General features: G+C 69.4%; 4 protein-coding genes. 2 read left to right on the top strand and 2 right to left on the bottom strand.

The window, feature by feature from the left end; all coding sequences use genetic code 11:
- Both NL1_RS35610 and NL1_RS35605 read left to right on the top strand, forming a co-directional pair.
- Positions 1-450, top strand: a 450-nt coding sequence (locus NL1_RS35610) for a hypothetical protein (protein WP_084511441.1), incomplete at its 5' end; no start/stop codon positions are given.
- Entirely contained in the window at positions 447-881 is a 435-nt protein-coding gene (locus NL1_RS35605) for a ferritin-like domain-containing protein (protein ID WP_067849283.1), read from the top strand. The genes NL1_RS35610 and NL1_RS35605, both read left to right, overlap by 4 nt.
- A 245-nt stretch (positions 882-1,126) precedes the next feature.
- Here the strand turns inward: NL1_RS35605 and NL1_RS35600 are convergent, their stop codons facing one another.
- Complete coding sequence (locus tag NL1_RS35600) at positions 1,127-2,878, bottom strand: acyl-CoA dehydrogenase family protein (protein WP_067849280.1); 1,752 nt, start codon at positions 2,876-2,878, stop codon at positions 1,127-1,129.
- A 311-nt stretch (positions 2,879-3,189) separates the two neighbouring features.
- Positions 3,190-4,947 (bottom strand): proline--tRNA ligase, encoded by a 1,758-nt coding sequence (locus NL1_RS35595; protein WP_067849277.1) that lies wholly within the window; start codon positions 4,945-4,947, stop codon positions 3,190-3,192.
- Positions 4,948-5,061 lie beyond the last annotated feature (114 nt).

Raw genomic sequence — 5,061 nt, 5'->3', positions numbered from 1 at the left:
TGCGCGGACGAGCCCGTGCGCGCACCCGATCCGCTTGCCGCACAAGAGGTCATGGCCCGCACCGACGCCGCGGCGGCCACCGCGGCGATCGCGCTCACCCCGCAGCGGCAGACCGCGCTGAGCACGATCGCGACCGAACGCACCGCGCACGCGGACGCGTTGCGCGCCGAAATCGCCCGCGTGGTCGGCGTCTACGGCGACGGGACCACCCCGGCACGCAAGACCAGGGACCCGGCCGCGCCGTTCGCCGCGACCACCACCGGCCCCGACGCGACGGGTACGGCCGTGCCACCGATCTCGCCGCCGAGCATCGAGCAGCTGCGTGAGCAGCTCGCCCGCTCGCGCAAATCCGCGGCCGATCTCGCCGTCACCCAGTCCGGCTACCGCGCTGGCCTGCTCGCCTCGGTCAGCGCGGCCTGCGCCGCCCACGCGGGGGTGTTGCTGGCATGACCGACGCCGAACGCCAGGCCCTGCTCGACGCGCTCGCCGCCGAGTACGCCGCGGTCTACGCCTACGGCGTGATCGCCGCCTTCGCCTCCCCCGAACGCGACCGCCTCATCGCCGAGAACACCGCGGCGCACCGCGCCCGCCGCGACACCACCGTCGACGCGCTCCGTGCGACGGGGACGACCGCGCCGCCGCCCGAGCCCGCCTACACCATCCCGTTTCCGGTGGACGATCCCACGGCCGCCGCGCGGCTGGCCGTCACCGTCGAGAGCGACACCGCCGTCGCCTGGCGCGCGGTGGTCGAGAACGGCGAGTCCGAGCAGACGCGCCGCATCGGCGTCGACGCGCTCACCGAATGTGCGCTGCGGATGGGTGCCTGGCAGGCGATCCTCGGTGTGAACCCGCCGACCGTCGCCTTCCCCGGGAAGCCCTGACCCGAGCGGCGCTCTCGGCGAGTCCACGCCGAATGCCTTTTCCGGCGCGGCTCTCACCCGAGCGGCACTCACAGTGAGCACGCCGAATGCCTACGCCGGCGAGTCCGCTGCCGCTCCCGGCAAGCCTCCCGCCGCACGCAATCTCGGCACGTCCTACGCCGAGCCCTCGGGCGACCAGGTCCCGACCGGAGCGATGCGGCCGAAACCGGGTACGGCCGAAGCGAACTCGGCCGTACCCGTGGCGCTCAGGGGCGCATTTCGTAGGCGCCGTCGTAGGACGCCACCTGCGCCCACACCCGGTCGAAGCGCTCCCGGTCCACGACCGGGGTGCGCAGCGCCGCGACGGCCCACTCCCGCTGCGCCGCGGTGGCGGACGCCTTGCCGTACAGCGTGGTGGCGTGCACGTTGAAGTCGCGGATCTGGAAGTCGAAGATCCGGTCGAGCACGTCGCGATCCAGACCGGTGATCGCGGCCTGCTCCAGGATCAGCTGGCCGTAGACCACCAGGGAGAACAGGTGGCCGACGGTGAGCATGAAGTCCAGGTCCTGCTGCTGCGCCTCGTCGGGGGCCGCGGTGGCCAGCAGCTCGCGCAGCGCCTTGGCCTGGTCGTAGAAGCGCGCCACATTCGGGACGTCGGAGTGCTTCTCGTACACCGGGTTCCAGTCCGCGAACTGCACCCGGCCCGCGCCACGGGCCGGGCCCTGCCGCCAGAAGAACTCGTCGTCGGCCGCGTCCTGGCGGGTGCCGACCTCCGGGTACTCCTTGGGGTTGAACAGGTAGTTGGGCAGGAACTTGAGGATCTGGCCGACGTTGACGTGCACCGTGCCCTCGAGCCGGGGCAGGGTGTTGATCAGGCGCTGCACCTCGTTGAAGTAGGTGTTCTTCTCGAATCCCTTGGCCGCGAGCACATCCAGCAGCAGGGTCATGACCACTTCGCCCTCGGAGGTCACCTTGGACTTGGTCATCGGGTTGAACAGCAGGTAGCGCCGGTCGTCCAGGCTCGCGCTGCGGAAGTAGTCGACGGCCCGGTCGCTGAACAGCTTCATCGCGACGATGCGGGCGTAGGCGTCCACGAAATTGCCGCGCACATGCGGGAAGTCGGTGACGAGCTTGCCGTAGAGCACGCGGTTGTTGGCGTGCGTGATGGCCTCGTAGAAGGAGTGCTCCACCATGCCGATGCCGCCGTGGCAGAGGTTGAACTTGCCGACGTTGACGGTGTTCAGCGCCGCGGAGAACGCCTCGGGACCGGTGTGCAGGATGTCCTCGGCGCGCACCGGGTAGTTCTCCAGCCGGAACGTGCTCACGTACATCTGCTCGTTCACGACATTGTCGATGAGGTGGTAGTTCTCGTGGCGGCTGTCCGCGGCGAACCAGATGTAGCCGTCGGCGCCCTCGATGTCACCGCGCCGGGAGAACACCGAAACCATGCTGGCCACATTGCCGTTGCCGATGTAGTACTTGGCGCCGTTGGCGCGGAACAGGATTCCGGCCTCGGCGTCGGCGCTGCCCGGCTCGGTCGGGGTGAGCACCATGTCGGTGTTGTAGATGTCCGCGCCGTGCGACTGCTCGGACAGCGCGAAGGCCATTACCTGTCCGTCGGCGAGGTCGGCGGCCGCGCGCCGCTTGGCCGCCTCGTTGTCGCTCTGCCAGATCGGCCCGAGACCGAGAATGGTCACCTGCTCGGCGTACCAGTAGGCCAGGCCGTAGAAGCCGAAGATCTCCGAGAGCGCGGCGTTGCGTGCGGCGTCCCAGCGGCGGTTCGAGTCGCCGTCGGCGTAGGCGGCGGGAGTCAGGAAGGTGGCGAAGAGCTTCTCCTTCGCGACGAACTCGAGGAAGTCGGCGGTCCACACGGAGCTGTGGTCGTCGGCAAGCAGTTGCCGCTTACCGCGGCTCTCGAACCACTCGATAGTGGCCTTCAGCAGCCGCCGGGTCTCCGCGTCCAAATGCTGCGGATCGTAGGTGGCCGGGTTGAACAACAACGCCTCGGAGTTCGTCATGCCGGTTAACTTACCAGCGGGTAACAGCAGCGTGTGGCAGGTATCCCGGTTCTCCTATCAGCAAATACAGCCTACGGAAGCGTAAGGAGAGGGCAACTGCCCCACCTTCTCACACGGGAGGCTCCGGAGCCGCGGTGCTGGAGCGCTGTTTCGCAGTCTCGTGCGGCAGTGCGGCGATGCGCCGGCGGCGATGCGGTCGGTGGGCCGAGAACGCATTCGACCGCGGATCGCGGGCGGCGCTATGGCGGCCCGCAACGAAAGCCGCCCCGGTCCGCGTGCGGGACCGGGGCGGCGAACGGGTGTGAAGCGGATCAGCCGCGAATCTTCGCGACCACCGTCTCGACCGCAGCGGCGGCCGGAATCTCCTCGGCCTCGCCGGTGAAGCGGTTGCGCAGCTCCACCTTGCCCTCGGCCCAGCCGCGGCCGACGACGAGAACCCAAGGCATGCCGAGAAGTTCGGCATCCTTGAACTTCACGCCCGGTGAGGCGGTGCGATCGTCGAAGAGCACATCCAGCCCCTGGGCGTGCAGGCCCGACACCACGTCCTCGGCGCCCGCGCGGGCGGCCTCGTCCTTGTTGGCGATGACGACGTGCACGTCGAACGGCGCGATCTCCGCGGGCCAGCGCAGGCCCTTCTCGTCGTGTTGCTGCTCGGCGACCACCGCGACCATGCGGGACACGCCGACGCCGTAGGAGCCCATGATCAGCCGCACCGGCTTGCCGTTCTCGCCGAGCACGTCGACCTCGAAGGCGTCGGTGTACTTGTAGCCGAGCTGGAAGATGTGCCCGATCTCGATGCCGCGGGCGGAGACCAGCGCGCCGCGCCCGTCCGGCGAAGGGTCGCCGTCGCGGACCTCGGCGGCCTCGACGGTGCCGTCGGGGGTGAAGTCGCGGCCCGCCAGCAGGCCGACCACATGCCTGCCCTCGCTGTCCGCACCGGTGATCCAGGACGTGCCGCTGACCACCCTGGGGTCGACCAGGTAGCGGATGCCGTTCTCCTGCAATCCCTTCGGGCCGATGTAGCCCTTCACCAGGAACGGGTTGGCGACGAAGTCGGCTTCGGTGAGCAACTCGACCTCGGCGGGCTCGACCGACGCGGCGAGGCGCTTGTCGTCCACCTCGCGGTCGCCGGGGACGCCGATGCCGACGATCTCGGTCTTGCCGTCCGGGTGGCGCAGCTTGACCATCACGTTCTTCAGGGTGTCGGCCGCGGTGACCGGCCTACCGTACTGCTCGGCGATGCCCGCGGAGTTGGCCCAATCGACCAGGGTGGCGATGGTGGGAGTGTGCGGGGTCTCGTGCACGACGGCAGCGGGCCTGCCCTCGATCGGCTGCGGCTCGGGAGCGGGCGTGACCACGGCCTCCACGTTGGCCGCGTAGCCGGACTCGCGGCAGATCACGTAGGTGTCCTCACCCACCGGGCTGTCGGCCAGGAATTCCTCCGACGCGCTGCCGCCCATCGCGCCCGAGGTGGCCGCCACGATCACGTACCGCACGCCGAGCCGGTCGAAGATGCGCTGGTAGGCCTCGCGATGGGCGTTGTAGCTGCCCTTCAGGCCGTCCTCGTCGAGGTCGAAGGAGTAGGAGTCCTTCATGATGAACTCGCGTCCGCGCAGGATGCCCGCGCGCGGGCGCTCCTCGTCGCGGTACTTGGTCTGGATCTGGTACAGCGTGACGGGCAGATCCTTGTAGGAGTTGTACTCGCCCTTCACGGTGAGCGCGAACAGCTCCTCGTGGGTGGGGCCGAGCAGATAGTCCCCGCCCTTGCGGTCCTGCAGCCGGAACAGGCCGTCACCGTATTCGGTCCACCGGTTGGTGGTCTCGTACGGGTCGCGCGGCAGCAGCGCGGGTAGCGAGATCTCCTGCGCGCCGATGGCGTTCATCTCTTCCCGGACGACGTCCTCGATCTTGCGCAGCACCTTCAGGCCCAGCGGCAGCCACGAGTACACACCGGGAGCGACGCGGCGGACGTATCCGGCGCGCACGAGCAGTTTGTGACTGGGCACCTCGGCGTCGGCGGGGTCGTCGCGCAGGGTACGCAGGAAGAGTTGGGAGAGGCGGGTGATCACGGGTGCACAGCGTAGTCGCTGGCCACGGGGCGTCCGCAACGCGTTATCCGTTTTTGCGTGCACCGTGAGGCCGCCAAGATCACCCTGCGCTACCGGCTTCGGCCCCGACCAGCT

The organism is Nocardia lijiangensis NBRC 108240, from assembly GCF_001613045.1.
Taxonomy (GTDB): domain Bacteria; phylum Actinomycetota; class Actinomycetes; order Mycobacteriales; family Mycobacteriaceae; genus Nocardia; species Nocardia lijiangensis.
The sequence above is the reverse complement of the archived record's forward strand: the minus strand, read 5'-3'. Positions and strand labels throughout refer to the sequence as shown.